At 70.9% G+C, this 26,548-nt stretch carries 18 protein-coding genes; 10 read left to right on the forward strand and 8 right to left on the reverse strand.

Features of this window, described 5'->3' with window-relative positions; genetic code table 11:
* The first annotated feature begins 76 nt into the window (after window positions 1-76).
* On the forward strand, window positions 77-1,066 hold the full coding sequence (gene moaA / locus ACIOWN_RS03810; protein WP_362355059.1) for a GTP 3',8-cyclase MoaA: 990 nt from the start codon (window positions 77-79) through the stop codon (window positions 1,064-1,066).
* Here the strand turns inward: moaA and ACIOWN_RS03815 are convergent.
* Together ACIOWN_RS03815 and ACIOWN_RS03820 are read right to left on the reverse strand one after the other, a co-directional pair.
* Entirely contained in the window at window positions 1,063-1,305 is a 243-nt protein-coding gene (locus ACIOWN_RS03815; RefSeq protein ID WP_401980145.1) for a hypothetical protein, read from the reverse strand. The genes moaA and ACIOWN_RS03815 overlap by 4 nt on opposite strands.
* Before the next feature lie 211 nt (window positions 1,306-1,516).
* The gene (locus ACIOWN_RS03820; RefSeq protein WP_362355065.1) at window positions 1,517-1,915 is read right to left on the reverse strand and encodes a DUF3099 domain-containing protein; all 399 of its coding nucleotides are present in this window, start codon (window positions 1,913-1,915) and stop codon (window positions 1,517-1,519) included.
* Window positions 1,916-2,173: 258 nt separating this feature from the next.
* On the opposite strand from ACIOWN_RS03820, the gene ACIOWN_RS03825 reads away from it, so the two are divergent.
* Window positions 2,174-2,464, forward strand: a complete 291-nt coding sequence (locus ACIOWN_RS03825) for a GlsB/YeaQ/YmgE family stress response membrane protein (protein WP_362355068.1) — start codon at window positions 2,174-2,176, stop codon at window positions 2,462-2,464.
* 89 nt (window positions 2,465-2,553) lie between these two features.
* On the opposite strand, the gene tyrS is transcribed toward ACIOWN_RS03825, so the two are convergent.
* From tyrS to ACIOWN_RS03840, 3 genes are all read right to left on the reverse strand, one after another.
* Window positions 2,554-3,822 (reverse strand): tyrosine--tRNA ligase, encoded by a 1,269-nt coding sequence (tyrS, locus tag ACIOWN_RS03830; protein WP_401980149.1) that lies wholly within the window; start codon window positions 3,820-3,822, stop codon window positions 2,554-2,556.
* A 77-nt stretch (window positions 3,823-3,899) separates the two neighbouring features.
* Window positions 3,900-5,294, reverse strand: coding sequence for a metallopeptidase TldD-related protein (locus ACIOWN_RS03835; RefSeq protein ID WP_401980152.1), 1,395 nt, complete (start codon window positions 5,292-5,294; stop codon window positions 3,900-3,902).
* The gene (locus ACIOWN_RS03840; protein ID WP_401980154.1) at window positions 5,291-6,814 is read right to left on the reverse strand and encodes a TldD/PmbA family protein; all 1,524 of its coding nucleotides are present in this window, start codon (window positions 6,812-6,814) and stop codon (window positions 5,291-5,293) included. The genes ACIOWN_RS03835 and ACIOWN_RS03840 overlap by 4 nt, the downstream gene beginning before the upstream one ends.
* 236 nt (window positions 6,815-7,050) lie before the next feature.
* Here ACIOWN_RS03840 and ACIOWN_RS03845 point away from each other — a divergent pair, with 236 nt between their 5' ends.
* Genes ACIOWN_RS03845 through ACIOWN_RS03855 form a run of 3 tightly spaced genes read left to right on the forward strand, consistent with a single transcriptional unit; the run spans window position 7,051 to window position 19,732 of the window.
* Window positions 7,051-12,291, forward strand: coding sequence for a DEAD/DEAH box helicase (locus ACIOWN_RS03845; RefSeq protein ID WP_401980156.1), 5,241 nt, complete (start codon window positions 7,051-7,053; stop codon window positions 12,289-12,291).
* A complete protein-coding gene (locus ACIOWN_RS03850; protein ID WP_401980159.1) occupies window positions 12,288-15,302 on the forward strand; it encodes a helicase-related protein in 3,015 nt (1,004 codons plus the stop codon). The genes ACIOWN_RS03845 and ACIOWN_RS03850 overlap by 4 nt, the downstream gene beginning before the upstream one ends.
* On the forward strand, window positions 15,299-19,732 hold the full coding sequence (locus tag ACIOWN_RS03855; protein ID WP_401980161.1) for an Eco57I restriction-modification methylase domain-containing protein: 4,434 nt from the start codon (window positions 15,299-15,301) through the stop codon (window positions 19,730-19,732). The genes ACIOWN_RS03850 and ACIOWN_RS03855 overlap by 4 nt, the downstream gene beginning before the upstream one ends.
* Window positions 19,733-19,810: 78 nt before the next feature.
* Here the strand turns inward: ACIOWN_RS03855 and ACIOWN_RS03860 are convergent, their stop codons facing one another.
* Entirely contained in the window at window positions 19,811-20,011 is a 201-nt protein-coding gene (locus ACIOWN_RS03860; protein ID WP_401980163.1) for a DUF397 domain-containing protein, read from the reverse strand.
* Window positions 20,008-20,868, reverse strand: coding sequence for a helix-turn-helix domain-containing protein (locus ACIOWN_RS03865; RefSeq protein ID WP_401980166.1), 861 nt, complete (start codon window positions 20,866-20,868; stop codon window positions 20,008-20,010). Before ACIOWN_RS03865 ends, ACIOWN_RS03860 begins: the two co-directional genes overlap by 4 nt.
* A gap of 167 nt (window positions 20,869-21,035) precedes the next feature.
* On the opposite strand from ACIOWN_RS03865, the gene ACIOWN_RS03870 reads away from it, so the two are divergent.
* The 3 genes from ACIOWN_RS03870 (at window position 21,036) to ACIOWN_RS03880 (ending at window position 22,952) form a co-directional block, all read left to right on the forward strand.
* On the forward strand, window positions 21,036-21,509 hold the full coding sequence (locus ACIOWN_RS03870) for an ATP-binding protein (RefSeq protein ID WP_401980168.1): 474 nt from the start codon (window positions 21,036-21,038) through the stop codon (window positions 21,507-21,509).
* A gap of 139 nt (window positions 21,510-21,648) precedes the next feature.
* A complete protein-coding gene (locus ACIOWN_RS03875; RefSeq protein WP_401980171.1) occupies window positions 21,649-21,924 on the forward strand; it encodes a hypothetical protein in 276 nt (91 codons plus the stop codon).
* Window positions 21,925-22,037: 113 nt separating this feature from the next.
* On the forward strand, window positions 22,038-22,952 hold the full coding sequence (locus ACIOWN_RS03880) for a helix-turn-helix transcriptional regulator (protein WP_401980173.1): 915 nt from the start codon (window positions 22,038-22,040) through the stop codon (window positions 22,950-22,952).
* 690 nt (window positions 22,953-23,642) lie between these two features.
* Here ACIOWN_RS03880 and ACIOWN_RS03885 read toward each other — a convergent pair.
* On the reverse strand, window positions 23,643-24,422 hold the full coding sequence (locus tag ACIOWN_RS03885) for a hypothetical protein (RefSeq protein WP_401980175.1): 780 nt from the start codon (window positions 24,420-24,422) through the stop codon (window positions 23,643-23,645).
* Between ACIOWN_RS03885 and ACIOWN_RS03890 the strand changes: the two genes are divergently transcribed.
* Together ACIOWN_RS03890 and ACIOWN_RS03895 are read left to right on the forward strand one after the other, a co-directional pair.
* Window positions 24,340-25,209 (forward strand): McrB family protein, encoded by an 870-nt coding sequence (locus ACIOWN_RS03890; protein WP_401980254.1) that lies wholly within the window; start codon window positions 24,340-24,342, stop codon window positions 25,207-25,209. The two genes, ACIOWN_RS03885 and ACIOWN_RS03890, sit on opposite strands and share 83 nt — an antisense overlap.
* Window positions 25,206-26,465: an McrC family protein gene (locus tag ACIOWN_RS03895; protein WP_401980178.1), complete on the forward strand. Its 1,260-nt coding sequence runs from the start codon at window positions 25,206-25,208 to the stop codon at window positions 26,463-26,465. The genes ACIOWN_RS03890 and ACIOWN_RS03895 overlap by 4 nt, the downstream gene beginning before the upstream one ends.
* The last annotated feature ends 83 nt before the right edge of the window (window positions 26,466-26,548 follow it).

Genomic DNA, 26,548 nt, shown 5'->3' on the forward strand with positions numbered 1-26,548 from the left:
TGGTGTCACGTAGGCTCACAAATGACGGGAACTCCGCGTGGTACGCCACATGGACCGAGACGAGGGAGGGGGCCACATGCTCATCGACACCTACGGCCGGGTGGCCACCGACCTGAGGGTCTCGCTGACCGACCGGTGCAACCTGCGCTGCACATACTGCATGCCGGAAGAGGGCCTGCAGTGGCTGGCCAAGCCGACCCTGCTCACCGACGACGAGATCGTCCGCCTGATCGGCATCGCCGTCACCTCCCTCGGCATCACGGAGGTCCGCTTCACCGGCGGCGAACCCCTGCTGCGCCCCGGCCTGGCCGGCATCGTCGAGCGGGTCGCGGCGCTCGCTCCCCGTCCCCGGATGTCCCTCACCACCAACGGCATCGGACTGAAGCGCACCGCGGCCGCCCTGAAAGACGCAGGCCTGGACCGGGTCAACGTCTCCCTGGACACCCTGCGCCCGGACGTCTTCAAGGCGCTCACCCGCCGGGACCGCCACCACGACGTCATCGAGGGCCTCGAAGCCGCCCACGCGGTCGGCCTGACGCCGGTGAAGGTCAACACCGTCCTGATGCGCGACCTGAACGCGGACGAGGCCCCCGACCTCCTGGCCTGGGCGGTGGAGCACAATTACGAGCTCCGCTTCATCGAGCAGATGCCCCTGGACGCCCAGCACGGCTGGAAGCGGGAGGGCATGGTGACCGCGGCCGAGATCCTGGCCTCGCTGGGCACCCGCTTCGAACTGACCCCCGAGGGCGCCGGGGAGCGCGGCTCGGCCCCGGCCGAACGCTGGATCGTGGACGGCGGCCCGCACCGCGTCGGCGTGATCGCCTCCGTCACCCGCCCGTTCTGCGCGGCCTGCGACCGCACCCGGCTCACGGCCGACGGCCAGGTCCGCACCTGCCTGTTCGCCACCGAGGAGACGGACCTGCGCGCCGCGCTGCGCTCCGGCGCCCGCGACGAGGAGATCGCCGACATCTGGCGCGTGGCGATGTGGGGCAAGAAGGCGGGAGCGGGCCTCGACGACCCGTCGTTCGTCCAGCCGGAGCGGCCGATGTCGGCGATCGGCGGTTAGGCGCCGCCGCCCACGCCGCCGTCCGCGCCGTTCCCCGCCTCCCACTCGCCGAAGGGGACCACGTCCTTCAGGAAACCGCGCACACCGAGGAACTGCGACAGATGCTCCCGGTGCTCCTCGCACGCCAGCCACGTCTTGCGGCGCTCCGGTGTGTGGATCTTCGGGTTGTTCCAGGCCAGCACCCACACGGCGGCCACACGGCAGCCTTTGGCGGAGCAGATCGGGGTCTCGTCGGTCACGGGTTCATCTCACAGCCACGGCGCACAAGGCGACGCCGAGCAGCCACGGGGGGAGCTGCCCGGCGTCGGTCTGTCGCTCCGACGGGGGATGCGGAGCGCGTAGGAAGTATGTCACGGGTAACCCACAGCCCGGCACCGGAACAACATGATTGATCTGAGCTTTTCCTGAGCTTCCGGAGATGCTGCCGTCCGGCCGCCGGGACGGTCCAGGTCAAGCGCTCTCGCGCGGCTCGCGCGGCGCCCCGGCGGCGGAGTCGCCCGCCGTGTCCTCCGTGGCGGACCGGGCGAAACCGTCGTCGCCGCCCGGCGGCGTGATCATGGGTTTCAGCGGCATGGTGACGAACGTCGACGGCAGCTTGGGCGCGCCCTCCCGACCCGCGTTCGCGATGACCACGGCGATGTAGGGCAGCACGGCCCCGAGCACCAGCGCCACGATCGCCACGTACCGTTCGACGTTCCACAGCGCCACCGCGAGGATCACCGACGCCGTACGGATCGACATCGAGATGACGTACCGGCGCTGCCGGCCGCGCACGTCCTCCTGAAGGCCCGTCCGGGCTCCCGTGATCCGGAACACCTGGGCATTGCCCTCGCCGTGCTCTTTCCGCATCACCCGTCCACCATTCGCCCGTATCGGACAACTCCCCGGCCCGCGTCCGGCCGTGACCGGTCGGGACAACGGCCCGCACACACTCCACGTTACGCCGCGTTCCCGGCGCCCACGAGGGCGGGGCCACCGTTCTGCCTGCGTCAACGGTCCTCGGCCCGCGTCCCCGCGGCCCCCGGCGGCCGCGCCCGGGGTGCGACGCGGCGAAGCCGCCCCGACACTGGGCGTAATGCTCACGTCGAGCGGGACGAGGAGGCAGCCATGGGCTGGTTGTGGGCGATCATCGTGGGACTCGTGCTGGGGCTGATCGCGAAGGCGGTCATCCCGGGCAGGCAGCACAGCCCGCTCTGGCTCACCACGATCTTCGGCATGCTCGGCGCGACCGTCGGCAACGCGGTCGCCCGCACGGTCGGGGTCGCCTCGACCCGCGGCATCGACTGGAGCAGGCACTTCTTCCAGCTCGTGGCCGCGATCGTCATCGTCTTCGTCGGCGACATGGCGTACATGGCGTTGTGGGGCAACAAGAAGCGGCAGGACGCCCAGCGGGCCTAGGGTCCGCGCGGTTGCGCGGGACGGCCGAAGGGGCGGGCCACCGGAAAATCCGGTTGGACCGCCCCTTGACGCCTGAGCCGCGTCCAGGCTCAGCCGCTCGTGACCTCGACCGCCGCCAGGTTCTTCTTGCCCCGGCGCAGCACCAGCCAGCGGCCGTGCAGCAGGTCCTCCGTGGCGGGGACCGCGTCCTCGGCGGTGACCTTGACGTTGTTCACGTAGGCGCCGCCCTCCTTCACCGTGCGGCGCGCGGCCGACTTGCTGGGCACCAGGCCGACCTCGGCGAGCAGGTCGACCACCGGGCCCAACTCGGTGACCTGGGCGTGCGGGACCTCCGACAGCGCCGCGGTCAGGGTCCGCTCGTCCAGCCCGGTCAGCTCGCCCTGGCCGAACAGCGCCCTGGACGCGGCGATCACGGCGGCCGTCTGCCCGGCGCCGTGCACCAGCGTCGTCAGCTCCTCGGCCAGCGCGCGCTGCGCGGCCCGGGCCTGCGGACGCTCCTCGGTCTGCCGCTCCAGCTCCTCCAGCTCCTCGCGGGACTTGAAGGACAGGATGCGCATGTAGCGGGAGATGTCCCGGTCGTCCACGTTCAGCCAGAACTGGTAGAACGCGTACGGCGTCGTCATCTCCGCGTCGAGCCAGACCGCGCCGCCCTCGGTCTTGCCGAACTTGGTGCCGTCCGCCTTGGTCATCAGCGGCGTCGCGAGCGCGTGCACCGCCGCGTCCGGCTCCAGCCGGTGGATCAGGTCGAGGCCCGCCGTGAGGTTGCCCCACTGGTCGCTGCCGCCCTGCTGGAGCGTGCAGCCGTACCTCCGGTAGAGCTGGAGGAAGTCCATGCCCTGGAGGATCTGGTAGCTGAACTCGGTGTAGCTGATGCCCTGGTCGGACTCCAGGCGGCGGGCCACGGAGTCCTTCGTCAGCATCTTGTTGACCCGGAAGTGCTTGCCGATGTCCCGCAGGAACTCGATCGCGGACAGGCCCTGCGTCCAGTCGAGGTTGTTCACCATCACGGCGGCGTTCTCGCCCTCGAAGGACAGGAACGGCTCGATCTGGCCGCGCAGCCGGTCCACCCAGCCGGCCACCGTCTCCGGGTCGTTCAGCGTGCGCTCGGCGGTCGGGCGGGGGTCGCCGATCAGGCCCGTGGCGCCGCCGACCAGCGCCAGCGGCCGGTGCCCGGCCTGCTGGAGCCGGCGCACGGTGAGCACCTGCACCAGGTGCCCCACGTGCAGTGACGGCGCCGTCGGGTCGAAGCCGCAATAGAACGTGACGGGACCGTCCGCGAGCGCCTTGCGCAAGGCGTCCTCGTCGGTGGACAGGGCGAACAGCCCACGCCACTTCAGCTCGTCGACGATGTCCGTCACGGTTCTCGTGTCTCCTAGATGCGGCTCGGTGCGCGCTCGGTGCTCTTCGGGCAGTCGGGTGACAGCCGACTACGAGGTTATACGCCCTGACTGACAGAGCTCATGTTGAATTCCGGTACGCGCAGCGCCGGCATCGCGGCCCGGGTGAAGTAGTCGCTCCACTCCCTGGGCAGCGTCTTCTCGGTCCGCCCGGCCTCCGTCGCCCGGCCCAGCAGGTCCACCGGCGACTCGTTGAACCGGAAGTTGTTGACCTCGCCGGTGACCTCGCCGTTCTCCACGAGGTACACGCCGTCCCGGGTCAGGCCCGTGAGCAGCAGCGTCGCGGGGTCCACCTCGCGGATGTACCACAGACAGGTGAGCAGCAGCCCCAGCTCGGTGTTCGCGACCATTTCCTCCAGCGAGCGGTCCTCGCCGCCGTCCAGGATCAGGTTCCCGGCCGCCGGCGCGAGCGGCAGCCCGGTCAGGGCCGCGCTGTGCCGGGTGGTCAGCAGATGCCTCAGCTCGCCGCCGGCGATCCAGTCCGTCGGCGCGACGGGCAGCCCGTTGTCGAACACCGACTGGTCCTCGCCCGAGGAGTGCGCGACCACGAAGGGGGCGCACTCCAGTCCGGGCTCGTGCGGATCGCTGCGCAGGGTCAGCGGCAGTCCGGTCAGCTTCGCCCCGACCCGGGTGCCGCCGCCCGGCTTGGAGAACACCGTCCGCCCCTCGGCGGCGTCCCGGCCCGAGGACGACCACATCTGGTAGATCAGCAGGTCCGCCACCGCCGTCGGCGGCAGCAGCGTCTCGTACCGCCCGGCGGGCAGCTGGATCCGGCGCTCCGCCCAGCCGAGCCGTACGGCCAGCTCCGCGTCCAGCGCCGCCGGGTCGACGTCCTTGAAGTCCCGCGTGGAGCGCCCGGCCCACGCCGATCGGGTGCGGTCCGGGGACTTGGCGTTCAGCTCCAGCGTCCCGGCCGGCTGGTCGTGGCGCAGCCGCAGGCCCGTCGACGTGCCCAGGTAGGTCGACACCATCTCGTGGTTGGCGAAGCCGTACAGTTCGCGGCCACCGGCACGCGCGCGTGCGAACGACTCGCCGAGCGCCGGCGCGAAGTCCGCGAACACCGCGGAGGAGGTCTCGGCGGGCGCGTCCGTGAAACCGGGGGACTGCGGTACGTCCGTGACCAGCGGCTGGGCGTCCTCGGCGGGCCCGGCCCCGCGTGCGGCGGCCTCCGCGGCCCGCACCAGAGGCTCCAGCTCGTCCTCGGTCACGGCGGCCCTCGACACCACACCCGAGGCGGTGCCTTCCCGGCCGCCGACGGTCGCGATCACGGTGAGGGTGCGGCCGCGCGTGACACCGTTCGTCGTCAGCGCGTTGCCCGCCCAGCGCAGATTGGCGGAGGACTGCTCGTCGGCGATCACGACGCAGCCGTCGGCCCGGGACAGAGCGAGGGCACGCTCGACGACCTCGTGCGGCTTGCTGGTACGCGGGCTCATCGACCGGCCTCCTGCGTGGTGTTCAGAATGTTGACGCCCTTGAAGAGGGCCGACGGGCAGCCGTGGGAGACCGCCGCGATCTGGCCCGGCTGTGCCTTGCCGCAGTTGAAGGCGCCGCCCAGCACGTATGTCTGCGGGCCGCCCACAGCGGCCATGGAGCCCCAGAACTGGGGGGTGATGCCCTGGTAGGCGAAGTCCCGCACCTGCCCGTCGAGGCGGCCGTTGCGAATCCGGTACGCCCGCTGACCGGTGAACTGGAAGTTGTAGCGCTGCATGTCGATCGACCAGGACCGGTCCCCGACGACGTAGATCCCGCGGTCGACGCTTCCGATGAGGTCCTCGGTCGACAGTCCCGCCGGGTCCGGCTGGAGCGACACGTTCGCCATGCGCTGCACGGGCACATGGCCCGGGGAGTCGGCGAAGGCGCACCCGTTGGACCGCTCGAACCCGGTCAGCCGCGCGATCCTGCGGTCGAGCTGGTAGCCGACCAGTGTGCCGTCCTTGACCAGGTCCCAGGACTGCGCCTCGACGCCCTCGTCGTCGTAGCCGACGGTGGCGAGTCCGTGCTCGGCGGTGCGGTCGCCGGTGACGTTCATCAGCTCGGAGCCGTACGGCAGCTTGCCGAGCTGGTCGAAGGTGGCGAAGGAGGTGCCCGCGTAGGCCGCCTCGTAGCCGAGGGCCCGGTCCAGCTCGGTGGCATGGCCGATGGACTCGTGGATGGTCAGCCACAGGTTGGAGGGGTCGACGACCAGGTCGTATACGCCCGCGTCGACGCTCGGCGCGCGCATCTTCTCGGCGAGCAGCCCGGGAATGCGCTCCAGCTCGTCCTCCCAGTCCCAGCCGGTGCCGGTGAGGTACTCCCAGCCGCGCCCGACGGGTGGGGCGAGGGTGCGCATCGAGTCGAACTCGCCGCTGGAGTCGTCCACCGACACGGCGGTGAGCTGCGGATGCAGCCGCACCCGCTGCTGCGTGGTCACGGTCCCGGCCGTGTCGGCGTAGAACTTGTTCTCGTGCACGGTCAGCAGCGAGGCGTCGACATGGTCGACCCCGTCGGCGGCGAGCAGCCGCGCGCTCCACTCGGCGAGCAGCGCGGACTTCTGCTCGTCCGGCACGGAGAACGGGTCGATCCCGTACGAGGACACCCAGGTCCTCTCGGCGTGCACCGGCTCGTCCGCCAGCTCCACTCGCTCCTCTGCCCCCGCGGCCCTGATGACCTGCGCCGACAGCTTGGCCATCGCGACCGCCTGCGAGGCGACCTTGGCGGCGGCGTCCGGCGTCAGGTCGACCCCGGAGGCGAACCCCCAGGTCCCGCCGTGCACGACCCGCACCGCGTACCCGAGGTCGGTGGTGTCCGACGAACCGGCGAGCCGGGCGTCCCTGAGCCGCCAGGAAGCACTGCGCACCCGCTCGAACCGGAAGTCCGCGTGCTCGGCCCCGAGCGAACGCGCGCGTGCCAGGGCGGCGTCGGCGAGGGGACGTAGGGGCAGGGCGAGAAACGACTGATCGACTTCATGGGGCACGGGTGGACATCCCTTCGGGACTTGCCTGTGGTGACCATCGGAGGCAGTGAACCACGTCTCGCTATTCGGGCTCCCCTGAAAAGGCTGGAGCGTGAGAACGGAAAACCACCGGCGAAAGGAGGGTGGCGGGGCAGTAGGGTGGATCAGTTGCGTGGTCCGTCTTCCGGAGGGGGTCTGCTTCGCGGACGTGACATGCGACCAAGCGGACGCAAGGGATCAAGGGGGCTGACCTACCCATGGACGTCTTCGGTGTCCATCAGGACCTCATCGCCGAGTACGAGGCGTTCACCAGCTCCCTCGTCGCCGTACGAGACCCCGACATCGAGAGCCACCTCGCCGGCGAGCGTGAGCGCAAGACCCGCTGGCCCGACCCCAAGCTCGCGCTGAATCCCACCTTCCGCAGCGGCGGAACGGTCGCCTCGCTGTGCGACGACGGTCTGCTGCACCCGATGTGCCGGGAGTACTTCCGGCACAAGAAACACCCCAACGACCCGGGCAGCCGCACCCTCTCCCTCCACCGGCACCAGCGCGAGGCCATCACCGTGGCCGACCGCGGAGACTCGTACGTGTTGACCACGGGTACCGGCTCGGGCAAGAGCCTGACCTACATCGTGCCGATCGTCGACAAGGTGCTGCGGAACCCGAATCCCGACGGGATCTCGGCGATCGTCGTCTATCCGATGAACGCGCTGGCCAACAGTCAGCTCCACGAGCTGGAGAAGTACCTCACGTGGGGCGTCCCCGAGGACCGCCGCAAGGTGACCTTCGCGCGGTACACCGGCCAGGAGGACTCCGAGCAGAAGCATCAGGTGCTGCGCAAGAAGCCGGACATCCTCCTCACCAACTACGTGATGCTGGAGTACCTCCTCACCCGCCCCGACGAGCGGCGGGAGCTGATCGGCGCCGCTCGTGGCCTGCGCTTCCTCGCCCTGGACGAGCTGCACACCTACCGGGGCCGCCAGGGAGCCGACGTCGCCCTGCTCGTCCGCCGGCTGCGGGACGCCTGCGAAGCACCCGCCCTCCAGTGCGTCGGGACCTCGGCCACGATGGCGACCGGCGTCACCTTCGCCGAGGCCCGGGAGGAGATCGCTGACGTCGCCACGCGCCTGTTCGGTACGAAGATCGAACCGGAGCGGGTCATCGGCGAGACCCTGGAGCGTTCGACCGACCCGGGACCCGACGCCGTACCCGGAGTACACCCCCGCGAACCCCTCGCCGACGCCGTCCGTCGCGCCGCCGCTGTACCAGACGAGCTCCCGCCCGAGTACGAGGCCCTGAGCCGCGACCCCCTCGCGGTTTGGGTCGAGGACACCGTGGGGCTGGCCGTCGAGGAGCCCAGCGGGCGGCTCGTCCGCCGCCCACCGCTCACGATCCCGCAGGCGTCCGGGCTACTGGCCGACGCGAGCGGGGAGTCCACCGAGGTATGCCACCGCGCCATCGAGACCGTGCTGCGCGTCGGCGCGAAGGCCAGGCACCCGGAGCTGGACAGGCCCCTGTTCGCCTTCCGGCTGCACCAGTTCCTGTCCAAGGGCGACACCGTCTACGTCAGCTTCGAGCCACCCGGCCGTCGCCACCTCACCAGCCAGTACCAGACCCGGGTCCCCGACCACCGCGACAAGCCGCTCGTCCCCCTGCACTTCTGCCGCGACTGCGGCAAGGAGTACCTGGTGGTCACCCGCCCCGCCGAGCACGAGGGTGCGGTGTTCGAAGCCCGGGAGGACCCGGACGCCCCGGCCGCCGACGGCGACGGTTTCCTCTACGTCAGCGACGACCGGCCCTGGCCCGACGCACACGACGAGGAAGCCGTGTTCCGGCGCCTCCCGGCGAGCTGGGTCGAGACGGACGACGACGGCCGGTCGACGGTCCTGAAGGCCCGCTCCGGAGATCTTCCCGAGGAGGTGTGGGTCGGCCCGGACGGCCGGGCGACCGAGCCCGGCACGGGCCTGCGCGCCTGGTGGATCGCCGCCCCGTTCCGCTTCTGCCTGCACTGCCGCACCTCGTACGAGCAGCTGCGGCTCAAGGACCTCGCCAAGCTGGGCACCTTCTCCGCGGAAGGCCGCAGCTCCGCCGTCTCCCTGATCAGTTCCCGCGTCGTGCGCTCCCTGCGCGACCAGCCCGACCTGACGAAGAGGGCACGCAAACTGCTCACCTTCGTCGACAACCGGCAGGACGCCAGCCTCCAGGCCGGCCACTTCAACGACTTCGCCCTGGTCAGCCAAGTACGTGGTGCCCTGTACCGGGCCCTGGAAACGGCGGGGGAGCAGGGGCTGACCTACGACCGGCTACCCCAAGCGGTGTTCGAAACCCTCGCCCTCCCGCTGGAGACGTATGCCAAGGCGCCGACCGCCAAGTTCCACCAGCGCGACCTTGCCCACTCGGCCCTGCGCGAGATCCTCGCCTACCGCGTCTACGCCGACCTGGAGCGCGGTTGGCGCGTCACCATGCCCAACCTCTCTCAGACCGGCCTGCTGCGCTTCGACTACACGTCCCTCACCGAGATCGCGAGTGACCTCGCGTGCTGGGAGGGCTGCCATCCCCTTCTCACCGGTGACACACCCGCCCACCGCGAGCAGCTGGCCCGCGACCTCCTCGACGAACTCCGGCGCTCCCTCGCGGTGGAGGTGGGCTGCCTCACCCAGGAGGGCTTCGACCGGCTCGGCAGCATCAGCCAGGCGCACCTCGTGGCTCCGTGGGCCCTCTCCCCGCGCGAGCCGCGTGTCCGTTCCCGCCTGGCCTACGCGGGCCCCGGCCGGACCGGTGCGGCGGCCGACACCGTGCATCTCAGCGGACTCGGCGGATACGGCCGATACCTGCGTCGCATCGGCCAGTTCGCCGCCCTCCCCGGCCAGGCGGGCAAGCGCATCGCGGTGGCCGACGCCGACGCGGTCATCCGCGACCTGATGCGGGTGCTGCGCGAGTGCGGGCTGCTCGCCGCCGTCCCGGACGAGCGTGACGGCTCCTACGGCCACCAGCTGCGCGCCTCCGCCCTGCGCTGGCTCCCCGGTGACGGCACGAGACCCGAACCGGATCCGGTGCGCAAGGTGACCGACGCGGAGGCCGACGTCCGCGTCAACCCGTACTTCCGCGACCTCTACCGTGCCGGGGCCGCCGGACTCACCGGCATCAGGGCGCACGAGCACACCGCGCAGGTGGACGCCACGACCCGCCGAGTCCGTGAGGACGCGTTCCGCGAAGGGGACCTGGAGATCCTCTACTGCTCGCCGACGATGGAGCTGGGCGTGGACATCGCCGAGCTGAACGCGGTCGGCATGCGCAACGTCCCCCCGACTCCGGCCAACTACGCGCAGCGTTCCGGACGCGCCGGCCGCAGTGGCCAGCCCGCTCTCGTCACCACCTACTGCTCGACCGGTTCCCCCCATGACCAGTACTACTTCCGCCGCCCGGGTCTCATGGTGTCCGGCAGTGTCACCCCGCCCCGGCTCGACCTGGCCAACGAGGAGCTGATCCGTTCCCACGTCCACGCGGTCTGGCTGGCCGAGACGGGCGTCCACCTGGGCAGCCGCCTCACCGACGTCCTCGACGCGGAGACCGCGGACGAGGAAGGCCGATGGCCCCTGAACCTGCTGTCGCGGGTGCGCGACGACCTGGACAGCGAGACCGCCCGGCTGCGCGCCATCAGTCGGGCCACCGAGGTTCTCGCCCCCCTCCACGACGAGCTCTCGGGCTCCTCCTGGTGGTACGAGGGCTGGGTCGAGCGCACCGTCCGCCAGGCGCTCGGCAGTCTCGACGAGGCGTGCGAGCGCTGGCGCCGCCTCTACCGCACCGCGCGCAGCGAGGTGGAACAGCAGCACCGCCGGGCCAACGACCTCTCCCTCAGCCGCAGGGACCGCGACCTGGCCGCGGGGCGGCGGGCCGAGGCCGAGAACCAGTTGAAGCTGCTGCGCAACGAGGCCGACAGCGGGTCGTACACGGACTTCTACACCTACCGCTACTTCGCCTCCGAAGGCTTCCTGCCCGGCTACTCCTTCCCCCGCCTGCCCCTGGCCGCCTACGTGCCCGGGGAGCGGTCGGCCGGGATCTACGGGCAGCGCAACGGCGCCTACATCCAGCGCCCCCGCTTCATCGCGATCGGCGAGTTCGGCCCCGGCGCGCTGATCTACCACGAGGGCAACCGCTACACCATCGACCGCGTGACCGTCCCGATGGGCGACCGTCCCGGACAGGTGGCGACCAGCGACGTAAGGCTGTGCGAGGCCTGCGGCTACTGGCACGACCGCGTCGACGGAGCCGACCGCTGCGAGAACTGCGCCGTCCCGCTCCACCGCACCCTGCCGAAACTGATGCAGCTCACGCAGGTGCACGCCGAGCCCCGCCGCCGGATCTCCTCCGACGAGGAGGAGCGCCTCAAGCGAGGTTTCGACCTGCGGACCGTGTATCGGTACGCGCCCGGCGGCGCCCACCAGGCACAGGTGCGCGACACGGACGGGGCGCCCCTGGCGGAGGTCACCTACGGGGACTCGGCGAGTGTCCGCGTCCTCAACCTCGGCTACCGCAAGCGCGACGCCCAGGACCGCTCGGGGCAGGGCTTCTGGCTGGACCCGGTCAGCGGCAGATGGCTCTCGGAGGGCAAGGCGGCTCGTCTTGCCCAGGAGGAGTCCGCGGAGGAGGAGTCGCTGGCGTCCTTCGACCGCGCGCAGCGGACCCTCCAGGTCATCCCCTACGCGCAGGACACCAAGAACATCGCCGTGGTGCGGCTGGCCGAGCCGGTCGACGACCTCACCGCCGTCTCCCTGCGCTACGCGCTGGAGCGCGGGATCGAGGCGCACTTCCAGCTGGAGGACTCCGAGCTGGAGAGCGAGGACCTCCCCGACGCCGAACGGCACGGCCGGACCCTCTTCGTCGAGAGCGCCGAGGGGGGAGCGGGCGTACTGCGCCGCCTGTACGACGACGAGGACGCCCTCGCCCTGGTGGCGAAGGAAGCCCTGCGGATCATCCACTACGACGAGGACGGCAAGGACCTCGACCGGGCCGACGGCGCGGCCGAGCGCTGTGAACTCGGCTGCTACGACTGCCTGCTGTCGTACTCCAACCAGGGCTTCCACCGCCGCATCGACCGGCACCGCGCCGCGCCGTGGCTGGTGGCGCTGGCCCACTCCCGCACGAGGGACGAGTCGCGCCCCGAGCCTTCGACGACGGCACCCGCTCCGCGCCGGGAACCGGCATCGGACACCCCCATCGAGGCGTTCGTGCGCCTCCTCGCGGACGGCGGTCACCGGCTGCCCGACGAGACGGCCACGGACGTCGCGGACGCGGTCTTCCACCTCCCCGGAGCCGAGGTCGCCGTGTTCCTGGAGTACGACGGGGCACGGCGGCTCGGCGAGCAGGACGAGTACCGCATGATGGACGACGGCTGGCTGGTGATCAGGGCCGGAGCCGAACCCGACTGGAAGGACACCGTGCGCGCATACCCGGACGTCTTCGGCGTCGGCCGCGACCACAGGGGAGGCGACCGATGAGCGCCACGACCGACCGGGCGCCCGGCACCCTCGTACGCGCCCGGGACCGCGACTGGGTGGTCCTGCCGGGCAGCACCGAGGACCTGGTCCTCGCCCAGCCCCTGGACGGGGACCGCGAGTTCGTGGCGGCCTTCTTCCCGGACGAGGTCCATGAGCCTGGCTTCGGCCTGCCTCAGGCCCTGCCCGGTGAGGCCGGTGACTTCGCGTCCGCATCTCTGCTGCGCACCGCCCTGCGTATCGCCTCGACGGCAGGTGCCGGCCCCTTCCGCTCCCTGAACGCGGTCGCCGTCGAGCCCCGCCGCTACCAGCTGGTGCCGCTGATGATGGCGCTGCGCATGGACCCCGTACGCCTGCTGATCGGCGACGACGTCGGCATCGGCAAGACGGTCGAGTCCGCGCTGATCGCGAAGGAACTCATGGAGCAGGGCTCCGCCCGCAACATGACCGTGCTCTGCTCGCCCTCGCTAGCCGAGCAGTGGCAGCGCGAGCTGCGCGACAAGTTCGGTATGGATCCCGAGCTGGTGCTGCCGTCCACGGCCGCACGGCTGCAGAAGGCGATCGACGACCCCCACCGGTCGATCTTCGACCACTACCCGGTCACGGTCGTCTCCACCGACTTCATCAAGCAGGACGAGCGCCGCGACGCGTTCCGCCGCCACTGCCCGGACGTGCTGATCATCGACGAGGCGCACACCTGCGTGGGCACCGGCGGCAACGAGCAGCAGAAACGGTACGAACTGCTGTCCGCGCTCGCCGACCGCACCGAGCGCGACCGCCACCTCATCCTCGTCACCGCCACCCCGCACAGCGGCGACCCGCAGGCGTTCGCGAAGCTCACCGGTCTGCTCGACCCGTCCCTGCGCACCCTGGACACCAACCGGTCCGCCGACCGCGACAAGCTGGCCCGCCACTTCGTGCAGCGCCGCCGCCACGACATCAAGCGGTACGTCGGCCAGGACACGCCCTTCCCCGAGGACCGGGACACCCAGGACGCCCTCTACCGGCTCGACGCCGACTACGCGCGCTTCGTCGCCGACATCCTCGCCCACACCCGCCACCAGGTGCGCGGCCCCGGCGGCGACCACCGCCAGCGCATGTCCTGGTGGACGGCGCTCACCCTGCTGCGCTGCGTCCTGTCCTCGCCGGCCGCGGCCGCCGCCACCCTGCGCGCCCGCTCCCTGATCGCCGCCACCCGCACCCCGGCCGAGGCCGACAAGCTGGGCCGGGCCGCCGCCTTCGAACTCACCGACGACGAGACCGCCGAGGGCATGGACGTGGTGCCCGGCTCACTCCCGGACAAGGATGCCGCCACCCCCGGGGGGCCTCGCAAGGGACGTACGGGCGAGGCCAAGGCCCTGGCCGGCTTCGCCGACCGGGCGGACGCCCTCGCCGGCCCCACGACGGACGCCAAGCTGCGGATCCTCGTCGACCGGGTCAAGCGGCAGCTGGTCGACGGCTACGACCCGATCGTCTTCTGCCACTACATCCCGACCGCCGAGTACGTGGCCCGGCACCTCAAGGAGGAACTGGGCCGCAGCGCCAGCGTGGAGGCCGTCACCGGCACCCTCCACCCCGACGCCCGGCAGGCCCGCGTCGACGAGCTGACCGCCCGGCGCGGCCGGCACGTCCTGGTCGCCACCGACTGCCTCTCCGAGGGAGTCAACCTCCAGGAGCACTTCGGCGCCGTCATCCACTACGACCTGTCCTGGAACCCCACCCGCCACCTCCAGCGCGCGGGTCGCGTCGACCGGTTCGGCCAGCCCCGCCGCCGCGTCCGCGAGATCACCGTCTACGACACCGACACCGGCATCGACGGACTCGTCCTGAAGGTCCTTATCCAGAAGCACAAGGACATTGCCGACCAGACCGGCGTGGCCGTCCTCGTCCCCGACCAGGGCCGGGGCGTCCTGGAGGCCCTCGCCAGCGCGCTGCTGCTGCGGGGCGAGCAGCCCGAGGGCCAGCTCACCCTCGACTTCGAGGACGACCCCGACTTCGGCCGGGCCCGCGAGGCCCTCCACAAGGAGTGGGAGTCGGCCGCCGAGCGCGAGTCGAAGGTCCTCACCAAGTTCGCCCACTCCGGTCTGCGCCCCGAGGAGGTGGAGGCCGAACTGGACGCACTGCGCCAGGCGTTGGGCGACCCCGGCGACATCGCCACCTTCACCCGCGAGTCCCTGGCCCAGCTGGGCGCCCAGCCGATCGGCGACGCCCGCGACCGGGGCTTCAAGGCCCCCGTGGATCCGCTGCCCACCGGCCTCAAGCACGCCCTCGGCTTCTACGAGGACGCCGACCAGATGGCCGCGCCGGGCGGAGCGGCCAAGGCGAAGGCCAAGGGCCGTGCCAAAGCGACCGCCCGAGACCTCGTCTTCCGCGAGGACCTGCCCGTCGCCCGCGGCGAACACGCCCTGTCTCGCACCGACCCGGCGGTGCGCGCCCTCGCCCGGTACCTCCTCGACGCGGCCGTCGACACCGGCCTGCCCCCTGAGGAGCGCCCGGCCCGCCGCCTCGGCGTGATCCGCACCCGCGCCGTCGACCGCCGCACGGTCCTGCTGCTCGCCCGCTACCGCTTCCGCCTCACCCTGCCCGGCCGCACGGCGAGCGACGAACCGCGCGTCCTGGTCGCCGACGACGCCCAGGTCCTCGCCTGGCGCACCGGTGACGACGGCGGCCGCACCTGGCTGTCCGACGAGGAGACCGCCGCCCTGCTCACCGCCACCCCTGATCTCAACACCCTGCCCGCCCTGCGCGACCAGCAGGCCACCCGCGCCGCCGCGGAACTTCGCGAAGACGAGATCAAGGAACATCTGGAGGCCCGCGGCCTGCTCCTCGCGGACCGGCTCCGCGAAGCCCACCAGCGGGTCCGCGAGGCCGCCGGCCAGCGCGGCCGCGAACGCGGCGCCGCCGCCGTGCGCCGCATCGACGTCCGGCCGTCCGGCGACCCGGACCTGCTCGGCGTGTACGTGTACCTCAGCGCCCCGGCCGCACAGCCCCCCGCCTCCGGAGGAGACCGGTGACCACCCTCGCCCCCGACCGCCTCCCCGCCTCCGCCGCCGTACGCGTCGAGGGCGGCCTGCTCTCCGCGGACCTCCTCGCCAAGATCCGTGCCGGCGACCCCGAACTGCCCGGCAGCGCCCCCGCCGACTACGGGCTCGGACGCGGGGTGCGTATCGAGGACGCCGCGAGCCGCAAGTGGAACGCGCTGCGCGCCGCGTACACCTCCCTCCAGGAGGAACTGAAGGAACTCGACGGCAAGGCCGACCCCACCAAGGCGACCCGCGTCTGGCTCCTCACTGTTCTGGAGGAGCTGGGTTACGGCCGTCTCGCCGCCCGGCGCGGCGGCATCAAGCTGCCCGGCCGTGAGCCGTACCAGGTCAGCCACCAGTGGATGGACCATCTCCCCGTCCACCTCCTCGGCTGGAGCACCCCCCTCGACCGCTGGTCGGCGGGCAGCGCCCGCGTCCCGCAGTCGATGATGCAGGAGCTGCTCAACGCCTCCCCGGACCACCTGTGGGGCATCCTCTCCAACGGCCGCGTCCTGCGCCTGCTCCGGGACTCCACCGCCCTCGTCGGCTCCGCGTACGTCGAGTTCGACCTCGAAGCGATCTTCGGCGGCGGAGACTTCTCCGACTTCCTGCTGATGTACGCGCTGCTGCACGCCTCCCGCCTGGAGCTGGTGCCCAAGCCCGAGAAGAAGCGCCGGGGCGCGGCGGCTGCGGTGGCGGAGGACGAGGAGGACGCCGACGAGGAGGAGGCGGCCGACGGCCTCGCGGCTCCCGACGAACTCCCGCTGACCCCCGCGGACTGCCGCCTGGAGTGGTGGCGCGACTTCGCCGTGGAAACCGGCATCCGCTCCCGCAACCTCCTGCGCGACCAGGTCGCCAAGGCGCTGAACGTCCTCGGCACGGGCTTCCTCCAGAACAACCCGCACCTGGCCGAGGCGATCACGGCCGGAGGCCGCCGCGCCCTCGACGACTTCCACCACGAACTCCTGCGCCTCGCCTACCAGCTGATCTTCCTCTTCGTCGCCGAGGACCGCGACGCGCTCCTCGAACACCCCGGCCCCAGGGCCACCAAGGCGGAGGTCAAGGCGAACCAGGCGGCACGCGAGCGCTACAACCTCTACTTCTCCACCGCCCGCCTGCGCCGGATCGCTTCCCGCAGGAAGGGCGACCACCACACCGACCTGTGGCAGGGCCTCAAGCGCGTCCTCGACGCCCTCGGCGCCATCGGCGGGGAGCCCGCGCTGGCGCTGCCCGAACTCGGCGGCCTCTACTACCTCCCCGAGCCGGACGAGATCGACCAGGAGGCCCAGGCCACCCGCCTCCCGGGCAGCCCGGAACCCCTGCGGGCCGCGAAGCTCCCCAACGAGCGCCTGCTGGAAGCCGTACGCCTGCTCTCCCGCATCAAGGACAAGGGCCGCACCACCCGCGTCGACTACCGGCACCTGGGCGCCGAGGAACTGGGCAGCGTCTACGAGTCGCTGCTGGAACTCGTCCCCGCCCGCGAGCCGGAGAACGAGCTGTTCGAGCTGAAGGACCTCGTCGCGGGCAACAAGCGCAAGCTGACGGGCTCCTACTACACCCCGTCCCCCCTCATCGAGAAGCTCCTCGACACCGCCCTCGACCCGGTCATAGAGCGGTACGCCGCCTCCGGCGTCCCGGACCACCTGCTGAAGATCAACTTCGTCGACCCGTCCTGTGGCTCCGGCCACTTCCTCGTCGCGGCGGCCCGACGCATCGCCCTGCGGTACGCGGGAATGCAGCACGGTGAGAGCCAGCCGGCCCCCGAGCTGGTCCGCGAGGCGATGGCCAAGGTCGTGCGGCACTGTGTCCACGGCGTCGACATCAACCCGCTCGCCGCCGAACTGGCCAAGGTGTCGCTGTGGCTGGAGTCCCTGACCCCCGGTGAGCCCCTCGCCTACCTGGACGACCGGATCAAGACGGGGAACGCCCTGCTGGGGGCGACCCCGGCCGTCCTGGAGAAGGGCATCCCGGACGGCGCCTTCGAGAAGCTGGAGGGCGACGAACAGAAGGTCCTCACCGAGCTGCGCCAGCAAAACGACCGGGAACGCAAGGGCGCGGAGCACCTCCCGTTCGCCGAGCGGGTCGTGCGGACGAGTACGGCGTCCGTGCGCGTGGCGGCGGAGAAGATCGCCGGGATCGGTGACCACAGCCTGGCCGAGGTGCGCCGGCACGCCCGCGCCCACAAGGAGTTCGAGAAGCAGCCCGAACTGCGGCACCTGAAGCGGGTCGCGGACGTGTGGTGCGCGTCGTTCCTGTGGCCCAAGCACAAGGGCGTCCCCGCGCCCATCACGACGAACGTGCTGCGGGCCGTGGAGAAGGACGAGGAGGACGGGCCGCTGGAGGACGAGGGCGCTGAGGCGATGCTGAGGGACATCGTCCGCCGCAACCAGTTCTTCCACTGGCACCTGGAATTCCCGCGCGTCTTCCGGGTGGAGGAGTACGAGGCCGACGACGTCAACCCGGAGACCGGCTGGCAGGGCGGCTTCGACGCGGTGCTGGGCAACCCGCCGTGGGAGCGGGTCAAGATCCAGAAGAAGGAGTGGTTCGCGGCGCGGGACGAGAAGATCGCCGCGGCGGACACGGCCAGCATCCGCGACCGCATGATCGAGGCGCTGGCGACCAGCGTGGACGAGGAGGGCCGCCCGAACGAGGGCGACCGCCAGTTGTACGTGGAGTACCAGTTCGACCAGCGGGAGTCCAAGGGGCAGGTCACCATGTACCGGAAGTCGGGGCTGTTCCCGAAGACCGGCTTCGGTGACGTGAACACGTACGCCGTCTTCGCGGAGAAGGCGCGGCAGCTGATCGGCCCGGAGGGGATGGCTGGGCTGGTCCTGCCTACGGGGATCGCCACGGACAAGACGACGGCGTCGTTCTTCTCGGATCTGGTGGAGAAGCGGCAGATGGTGGCCGTGCTGGACATGGAGAACGAGGAGAAGCTGTTTCCGGCGGTCACCAACCGGGTGGCGTTCTGCCTGTTCACGATGGCGGGCCGCGACCTCGCCAAGCATTACCCGGTCGTGCGGCTCGCGTTCCGTGCGCGGCGGCCGGATCAGTTGGACGCTCGCGAGTTCACGCTGGATGAGGAGGGGTTCAAGCGGATCAATCCGAACACGCGGACGGCGCCGGTTTGTGAGAGTCGGAGTCATCTCCTCGTGTTGGAGGGGGTGCACGATCGAGTGCCGCTGCTGCGGCGGCACGTCAGTGGTGGCCCGGCGGATCCTTGGAAGCTGGGTAATGGGCCGTTTCTCCGCATGTTCGACATGGCCACGGCCTCCAAGAAGTTCCAGTCTGCCGAGACGCTCTTTGGTCAGGGTGGAACATGTGACGGCACGGTCTTTGTCAGTGAGGATGTGCGCTATCTGCCTCTGTATGAGGGGAAGTTCCTCCACCAGTTCGACAGCCGCTTTGCGACGTTTGAGAACGCCACTCAGGCCCAGATCAACAAGGGCACCCTCCCGAGGCTTGATCACGAAGCTCACCGCGATCCATCTGCCGTTCCACTGCCACGCCATTGGGTTGCTGAGGGTGACGTCGAGGAACGACTGGCCGAAGACAGATCTGTTCCGCGCAAGGCGTGGCGGCACGGATGGCTAATGGGCTGGCGTGATGTGTGCCGGGCATCGGACGATCGCACGGTAATCGCGACGGTGCTACCAAGGACGGCTGTGGGGCACACCCAGCCAGTGATGTTGCCAATGTCTGCGGATGAACCGATGTATGCGCTGCTGGCCAACCTCTCCGCTTTCGTGTTGGATTTCGCAGCCCGTCAGAAAGTGCAGGGCGCCCACCTCACGTACACCTATCTGGAGCAGTTTCCCGTCCTGCCTCCTGCCACCTACGGCCTCTCCGCCCCCTGGACCCAAGACGCTCCCCTCGCCGACTGGATTCGCCCCCGAGTCCTGGAACTCTCCTACACCTCCTACGAGATGGCCCCCTGGGCGAAGTACCTCGGCGACGAGGGGCCACCCTTCGTGTGGGACGAGAGGCGTCGTTTCCTCATGCGTGCGGAGCTGGACGCCGCGTACTTCCACCTGTACGGGATCGAGCGCGCAGACCTGGACCTGGTTCTGGACAGCTTCCGGGCGTTCAAGAACAAGCAGCCCGCCGTCTTCCAGGACACGAAGGACGAGATCGTCCGCGTCTACGAGGCGATGGCCGAGGGGCGGCCCTTCACCCACCCCTCCCTCACCCCGCCCCCGGCTCAGAGCCTGCGCCACCCCCCTGGTACCAGTCCGCTGACTCGCGTGATTCCGACCGGAGGCCCTCCGAAACACCCGACCGCACCAGCGGCCAAGAAGAAGCGGCGGGGCAAGTCCGCCCCCGATCAGTTGGGTGGAGGCCTGTTCGGCCTGGACGAGGTCGAGGGCGGCGACATCCAGCTCGACATGCTCAATCTGTTCGGCGAGGACGAGCAGGAGTAGGACACTCGGACACAGACCAGCGGGCGGGTACGGGACCAACTCCCTTACCCGCCCGCTGGCGTCACGTACGACGCGAGCTCAACCGTCCAGGGACGCGCCGGCCGCGAGTGCCGCGAACGCCGACCAGGCGGTCGGCGCGACGACGAGAGGACGGATGCGCTTGTCCTTGGAGTCGCGGACGTGGACGGCCTCGGGACGCACGGCGACTTCGACGCAGTTGTCCCCGTCTCCGCCGCTGTAGCTGCTCTTGAACCAGTTCAGCTCAGGGGTGGTTCTCATAGCGCTCCTCGCATCCGTTCCAGGAGGTTCACCGTAGCCCGGCAGTCCAAGGCTTGGGAACGCAGCTTGCCATAGCGCTGATGGAGGACACTCACCTCGCCGGGTTCTGCAATCAGACTGCTCGATCGATGCCCTTCGATGTAACCGAACCACTGGTGTCCCGGCGTTTCGGCCATGTACAGCTGACCATCGACTCCGCAGTGGTCTTCTTGATTCAGCGGCATGATCTGAATCTCGACGTTGGTCATGTCGCCCATGTTCAGCAGGTGGTCGATGACAGCCCTGGTGACCGATGCGCCGCCGACCCCGCGCTCTAGGATGGCCTGTTCGATGATGAACGCGAAGGCGGTGTTCGGCCGCTCGGTCAAGAGTGTCTGACGCTCAAGTCGTGCGGTCACCTTGCGATCGATCTGCTCCTGGGTGAACGGCGGAAGTTGACGCTCGAACACCGCCCGGGCGTACCCCTCTGGCTGCAACAGCCCAGGAACCGCCCGGCACTCATACGCATACAAGGAGATCGCCTCCTCCTCGATGCCCGCCCACTCCCGGAACCACGAAGCGAGCCCCGCTCTCCGCGTCAGGCTCTTCGCCGCCGCGGTGAGGACCTTGACCGCGACCGGCCCCAAGATCTCCTCCGCCCGCGCAGGCAGGTCCGCCGGCGGGAACCGCTTCCCCTGCTCGATCTTGGCGACGTACGCGGCCGAGTACCGCACCCGCACCGCGAACTCCTCCTGCGTCAGGCCGGATTCCTCCCGCAGCGCCTTGAGGACCGCGCCGAAGGTCTTCAGACTGTCGGAGAGTTCCGCCTCCGTGCCGTTCGCGCCGCCGTTTCCGCCTCCGCCGTGGTCCGCCCTCATCGCCGCGTGCCTCCCGTGTCCGCGCTTTCACGCCTCGCTCAACCCCGCCCGACCCGCCCGGGGTCACGGGGAGTTACCCACCCAGTCCAGAGTGTGCACCGATACAGCCACGCCTGTATGGGTGTCGTGCCTGTTGGAGGCCGGGAGTGGCCCGGAACGCTGGCCGCATGCCAGCACCACGGGCCCAAGAGGCCGTTACCGTAAGTGTGTTCGTCCAGCGGTTCTCAGCCACGCGCCGGGGCGCGCGCCTCGCCCGCAGGCTCGCCACCCACCGGCTCGACCTGTGGCAGCTGCCGTACGGCAGCCCCGCCTCCGACACCGTCACCCTCGTGGTGGCCGAACTCGCCGCCAACGCGGTCCTCCACGGCCGTGTCCCGGGGCGCGACTTCGAGCTGCGGCTCAGGTACGACCGGACCGCGGGCCTCGTCCGCGTCGAGGTGTCCGACACCCACCCCGGTCACCCGGAGATCCCCGGGTCGGCGACCAAGCCGTCCGAGGGCACAGATGGTGGGAGAGGCCTGCTCCTGGTGGAGGCCGTCGCCGACCGCTGGGGCGTGGACGGGCGGACGGGCCCGGGGAAGACCGTGTGGGCCGAGTGCGCGGTCCGCGTCCCGGACGACCCGCGTCCCGTTCGGCCGTAGTTGACGATCATCTTCCGCAAAGCCCCGCTACGCGTGCTGAGTTATGGTTTCCGTCAATGTCGGTAGGGCCGGGTAGGCTTGCCGGCCTGTTCGAGTTGACGGTCAGCTCTGCGACGGGCGAAGGCTTGTGGAGGCGTACGTGGTCGGACGCGAGATCGCTGCGGCGGACCATCCGAGCAAGGAGGTCAGGGCGGTCCTCAAGCGGCTCGTCGCCGAGGGGTGGACGCTTGCGTCGGAGGCCCACTGGGGCACGCTGTACTGCCCGTGCCCGGACCACCACTGCACGGTGATCCGTGTGGGTTGCACGCCGAAGAATCCCGGCCAGGAGGCCCGTCGAATAGCCCGCAAGGCGAAGTGGTGCCCGCTGCCTCCGGACAACCCGCGTGCGGCCCTCCGGGGCGGCGTTGTCAATTGACAACGCCGCCGGGCTCGGCGAAGCTTGCCACAGGGGGCGTTCCCTGGAGCGAGAGGCGCAGATACCGGACCAGGAAGAGCGAACAGGCATACGCATGGGGGACTGGGGCGTCTATGGAGTATGAATTTCACTTCGTCGTGGACGGGATCGAGGTGGACGACGATCAGGCCGTCGCGATCGTCCACGACACCTTCGACGGGGTGCTGACCCGGCATCGCGGCCGGCACTTTCTGGACGTCTCCGAGAGTGGGGTCAACGCGATCGACGCGGCCCACCGCATCGTCGTACGACTGCGCAAGTCCCTGCCCGCCCTGAGACTGGTGCGCACCGACCCCGACCTCGTCGGCGTCTCGGACATCGCGGAGCGTGTCGAGCGTTCGCGCCAGAATGTCCAGCAGTGGGTGAGCGGCGAGCGGCGGCAGGACAAGCTGCCCTTCCCGGACCCCGAGGGGATCACCGGACGCTCGCCGGTGTGGCGCTGGGGGGACGTCAACGCCTGGCTCGCCCAGTTCTGCGAGGGCGACGAGGTGCACCCGCCCACCCGTGAAGAGGCCCTGACCATCGACTTCCTGCTGCACAAATGGCAGCGCACCCTGGACGACGGCCTGCCCCTGGTGCACTTCACCGCCGCCGAGGCCGGGGACGGCCGGGACGAGGAACGGGAGACCGTCCAGCGGCTGCTGGAGGGCACGCTGGCCCTGCCCGGCGTCTTGGAGCGGCTCGCGGCGATCCCCGTCCCCAGGACGGAGCAGCAGCGGCTCACCGTCGTGTGCGCGGTCCTCCCCGACCGGCTGAGCAGCGTGGTGTCCCGCATCGGCCACGACGAGGTGTGGGCGGTCCTCGCCTACCGGGGCGCGGAGGGCGAGCTGCGGCTCCAGCCCGTCGGCACGGCAAAGGCCCCGGGCGCGGTCCCGGTATCCAGCCTCGGTCTCGGCCGCGATGCCACGGTCGGTGACCTGCTGCTCGTCCAGACGAACGGCCCCGACGACATCCCGGTCACGCCGATCACCCCGGTCGGCCTGGACTGAGTCCGGGCGCCGCAGTCACCCCCGTACCTGCGAAGAATGGACGCCGTGCCCAGCATCACGACCGTCGTCGCCCAGGCCCTGCACGCCGCCGCGACCATCCTGCGGCGAGACGCTCCTCAGGACGGCATGATCTTCCGGGACCTGTGGGAGCGGGTTCTCGCCAGGAAGCCGGGGCTGGAGGCCGACTGGTTACAGGCGGTCGGCGAGTCCGGACAGGAGAACAACACTCCCTTCAAGGACTACGTGAACCGGAACGCGACCAACCTGGTCAAGGCCGGATGGCTGTACCGGGGCGCGCGCCGCTGGCAGCTGACCGGTATCGGAGTCGACGCCCTCGACCGCTGGCCCGACCCCGTCGACTTCTACCTGGATGCCTGTCGGCGCTACCGGCAGTGGGAGCGGCAGCAGCCGTTCGTCTCAGTCGCGATGACCGCGCTGGAGCAGCTTCCGGACGGGGGACACTGGGTAGCGCTGGAAGAGCTGGCCGCAGAATTCACCGTCGACCCCGACGTTCTGGGACCGGTGCTGCGTGGCGCGCGGACACCCGGCTGGTACCTGGCGTCGGGGGAGGACGGGCAGGCGGGCGCCGGACTGCCCATGTGGCCCTTCGAGCGCGACCAATGGCGCACCTTGCTCGACGAGGAAGGGCTGCTCGACCAGGGCCGCAGCAGCCTGGACACCGTCCGTGCCTTACCCGACCGGCGAATGCCCGTCTGGGAGGCGCTGGTGGCCGCCAAGCAGCCACTCGACGACACGGCGGCCGACGAGGATGCTCCCCGCCAGCTCTGGATCGTCCGGGGCGTGGACGCCACCACCGGCGTGCCCCTCGTCCGGGGACCGTGGCGCGACGACTCGAAGGTCACCCTCGACACGGGCTTCCCGCCCCCGACCGCGGCGGCCCGGGACCTGGACAGTGTCCGCAGGGCCGTGGAAACCGCCCTCCCCGCCACCGGACCCGCGCGCAGGGAGGCCGTCTCCCGGGAACTCGACGCCTTCCTCAACCGCATGCGCAAGGGCGACATCGTGCTGTCCACCGACGGCTTCGAGACGTACGTCGGAGTGGTCGACGGCCCTGCCGCCCACAGTGCGGAGCGGCTGGAGCGTCCCGTCGAATGGCGCAACCTGAACAAGCCCCTGGACTTCCTCAAGGACCTGCCCTCCGGACTGTCGAGTGTGGTCCAGGACGCGGACTCCCAGGTCCTGGAGGCCACCGAATACGCAGAGACCGTCCTCGCCCTGATCGGCGACATGCCGCGCACCGCCTCGCTGCCCACGGGCCCGGCCGCCCTGCCCGACGCCACCGCCGAACTGGCCGAAGCGCTCCACCTGCCCGACACGACCTGGCTCCAGGACTGCGTCGAACTCCTCCGCGCCACCCCCCCAGCTGATCTTCCACGGGCCGCCCGGCACCGGGAAGACGTACACGGCGCTCGCCCTCGCCCGCCATCTGGCCGGCGCCTCCAGCGCCACGAACGTGCGCCTCGTCCAGTTCCACCCCGCCTACGCCTACGAGGACTTCTTCGAGGGCATCCGCCCGCGCCTGGGCGGCGGCCAGGACGGCGACACGGGCGGCGGGCTCGCCTACGACCTCGTCCGGGGCCCGCTGCGCAAGCTCGCCGACGAGGCGGAGCGGCGCCCGGCCGAGGTGTTCGTCCTGGTCATCGACGAGATCAACCGCGGCCACCTGGCCAAGATATTCGGCGAGCTGTACTTCCTCCTGGAGTACCGCAACGAGCGCGTCCACCTGCTGTACGGCTCCGACGACGGCCGGGGCTTCCGCCTCCCGCCCAACCTGTACATCCTCGGCACCATGAACACCGTCGACCGCTCGGTGGCGTACATGGACGCGGCCATGCGCCGCCGCTTCTCCTTCATGGAACTGCACCCCGACACCCCACCGGTCGCCGGAGTGCTGGACTCCTGGCTGCGGAGGCGGGCGGAGGAACAGGGCGAGGACCCTGCCGCGTACGACGACTCCCACGCCCGCCTCCTCGACGAGATCAACCGCCTCCTCGCCGACGGCAGCCCCGGAGACCGCTCCTTCCGCGTCGGCCCCTCGTACTTCATGCAGGACCTCGCCCACACGGGCGACGGCGCCCTCGAACGGCTGTGGAAGACACAGATCATCCCGCTCCTCACCGAGCACCACTGGGGCGACGGCACCGACGTGGAGTTCACCTACGGGCTGGACAAGCTGAGGGAACAGCTCGGCATCCTGCCGCCTTCAGGTGAGACCGCCGACTCCGAGGACTCGTGAGCCCCCGCCACACCCGGCCACGGGACTGCCGTGACACCGCCGCGCGCATCCGGCTCGCGGAGGGCGGTGGCTGGACGACCTGGGACCTCACCCCCGCCCAGGTCGCGACGCTCGCCGCCCACGACGGCCTTGTCCACCTGCACCCCGAGACCGCCACGCGCTGGCGTGTGAAGGCCAAGGACCGTGTCGGCTCCGTACGCCTCGGCAGGGGCGACGGCGCCCTCCAGTTGACGATCACCCCCAAGGTCCCGGTCGACCGTCTGCTCCACCTCGTCTCCTACGCCCCCGAACGCGTCGACTTCGATCCGCGCCCGGTCACCGCCGACACGCGCCCGGACCTCCTCCCGGCCCTCGCGCACGCCTTCGTCTCCGCCGCCGACCGCGCCCTGCTGCACGGCGTCCTCCACGACTACCGGGAGACGTACGACACGCTGCCCGTCGTCCGGGGCCGCATCCGCCACGCCGACCAGCTCCGCCGCAGGCCGGGTGTCCCCGTACCCCTGGAAGTCGTCTACGACGACCACACGCCCGACATACCGGAGAACCGCCTCCTCCTCGCCGCCGCCCGCCGCCTCCTGCGCGTGCCCGGCCTCGACCCTGCCCCACGCTCCGCCCTCCAGCGCCTCACCGCCCGGCTCGACGGAGTCCGGCTCCTGCCCGCCGGGGCCCCGGCACCCCGGTGGGCCCCCGACCGGCGCAACACCCGCTACGCCCACGCCCTCGTCCTCGCCGAACTCGTCCTGCGCGGCGCCTCCTACGAACTCGGCGACGGCCGCGAGGTCGCCGTCGACGGGATGCTCGTGACCATGTGGCGCCTCTTCGAGGCCTACCTGGCCCGCGCCGTCGGCGAGGCCCTGCGCCTGCGCGTCGGGGGCAGGCCCGAGTCGCAGGACCGGAACTTCTCCCTGGACGTCGCGGGCCGGCACGTCCTCAAGCCCGACCTCGTGCACTACCTGCCGTCCCCGCGCGACGGGGCGATGCGCCAGGCCGTCGTCCTGGACGCCAAGTTCAAGACCAGACCGCAGCGGGGCGACCTGTACCAGATGACCGCGTACTGCGTACGCCTTGGTCTCGCCGAGGGTCATCTCGTCTACGCCTCGGGCAGGCCCGGAGTCGTGGAGGTACCGGTGGGGGAGGGGCGGCTGAGGATCTGGCGGCACGTCGTCGACCTCTCACGTCCCTGGCGGATCCTGGCCTCGGACATCGAGGGGCTCGCCGGGTCGGTCGACACCGCGCGCAGCGGCGGGGCCACGTGAAAGCGGCGGTGCCCTGGAAGCCGGAGGGCGGTGCGGCCCTCGCCGCTACCGGCCTCTCGTGCTTTCGGCCGTCACGGTTCACG

It is taken from the genome of Streptomyces sp. NPDC087787 (assembly GCF_044743035.1).
Lineage (GTDB): Bacteria > Actinomycetota > Actinomycetes > Streptomycetales > Streptomycetaceae > Streptomyces.

Excerpts from the sequence above, each read along its gene's own strand:
- ACIOWN_RS03820 (WP_362355065.1), bottom strand. The coding sequence starts at position 1,915 with ATGCGGAAAGAGCACGGCGAGGGCAATGCCCAGGTGTTCCGGATCACG.
- ACIOWN_RS03835 (WP_401980152.1), bottom strand. The coding sequence starts at position 5,294 with ATGAGCCCGCGTACCAGCAAGCCGCACGAGGTCGTCGAGCGTGCCCTC.
- ACIOWN_RS03865 (WP_401980166.1), bottom strand. The coding sequence starts at position 20,868 with ATGAGGGCGGACCACGGCGGAGGCGGAAACGGCGGCGCGAACGGCACG.
- ACIOWN_RS03860 (WP_401980163.1), bottom strand. The coding sequence starts at position 20,011 with ATGAGAACCACCCCTGAGCTGAACTGGTTCAAGAGCAGCTACAGCGGC.
- ACIOWN_RS03870 (WP_401980168.1), top strand. The coding sequence starts at position 21,036 with ATGCCAGCACCACGGGCCCAAGAGGCCGTTACCGTAAGTGTGTTCGTC.
- ACIOWN_RS03880 (WP_401980173.1), top strand. The coding sequence starts at position 22,038 with ATGGAGTATGAATTTCACTTCGTCGTGGACGGGATCGAGGTGGACGAC.
- moaA (WP_362355059.1), top strand. The coding sequence starts at position 77 with ATGCTCATCGACACCTACGGCCGGGTGGCCACCGACCTGAGGGTCTCG.
- ACIOWN_RS03845 (WP_401980156.1), top strand. The coding sequence starts at position 7,051 with ATGGACGTCTTCGGTGTCCATCAGGACCTCATCGCCGAGTACGAGGCG.
- ACIOWN_RS03825 (WP_362355068.1), top strand. The coding sequence starts at position 2,174 with ATGGGCTGGTTGTGGGCGATCATCGTGGGACTCGTGCTGGGGCTGATC.
- ACIOWN_RS03850 (WP_401980159.1), top strand. The coding sequence starts at position 12,288 with ATGAGCGCCACGACCGACCGGGCGCCCGGCACCCTCGTACGCGCCCGG.